General features: G+C 51.4%; 1 protein-coding gene. It reads left to right on the forward strand.

The window, feature by feature from the left end; translation table 11 throughout:
• On the forward strand, window positions 1-1067 hold a 1067-nt coding region (locus tag KDK19_RS16420; RefSeq protein WP_257288670.1), incomplete at both ends, for a hypothetical protein.

Consider the following 1067-nt stretch of genomic DNA (forward strand, 5'->3'; position numbering starts at 1 on the left):
CACTGACAAACCATCCCTGGAGGCTACCGGGGAAGAGGTAGCCACTGACAAACCAGCCCTGAAGGCTACCGGGGAAGAGGTCGAAAATAAAGGTGGTTCCTTCCAGTACACGCCGGAACAGGCAGAAGTTTTGTACGCTATCCACCTATACGCACAGCAGCACCCTCTCAAACGACAGGCCCTGCAAGTCGCAAATGGTCTGGCCGAATTAGCCGTAATGCACGGTAAGGCAATACCCGACCTTCCGACTTACGATTTTGACGATGAATTTGCATCGTTGCGCTTGCATGTACAGGTTGGAGACAAACTGTCGTTTGATCAGACCAGTCGAATCGTGCAAATCTTCAGGGACCTGAAGACAATCTTCCCTGAATACCTCGACGAGCCCTGCCCTCTGCAAGAAATCCAGACACTAGTGCACAGGGCCAGAGATGAGATGGGATCCGGGGCTGAAGAATACGACAAAGAAATTTTCGGCATGGGCAAATCAGCGATTCGCTTAATCGGGGATGAACCGACTCTGAAAAGCTTCCGGGAATACTTCGCTACCCGTTCTGCCAGCGGTAACAGGATCATAACTCTGCTGCAAGAAGGCCTGATCAGCAAGGTTGAACTTTGGAACTACATAGAGGCCGTCAGAGGAATTGATGACTATCAGACAGTGAATGAATTTGAACACTTCCTTGGCTACAAACACAGCGTCAAGTTGACTCACTTCAAGGCCGCTCTCCGGACGCTGTCCAACAGGGGTGCCGGGGAATTCATTCTGCATATTTTTCCTGCTGTGACTGCCCCGGCGGCTATGAAAGTGTCTGTTGCTGGCATGAAAGAGTACGCAGCTGCGGTCATCGCCAACTACGTCCTTGATGATATTGCCTTTAATAACGGCCGCAGGACGGCAGCATTCCTGGCCAATGTTCAGGATACTATGGCACCTTATGCTAACGCCGCTGGCGTGTCTGAATCTGAGCTGATCAAGGCTATCCATGACACCTTGATGCAGGCTCAGACCGCAGCGGTTGAGCATCAGCTCAATGATTACTGGGTCAAACCTTCAGCCTTTCTGG

Origin of the sequence: Endozoicomonas sp. ONNA1, assembly GCF_024606325.1 — a bacterium.
Lineage (GTDB): Bacteria > Pseudomonadota > Gammaproteobacteria > Pseudomonadales > Endozoicomonadaceae > Endozoicomonas_A.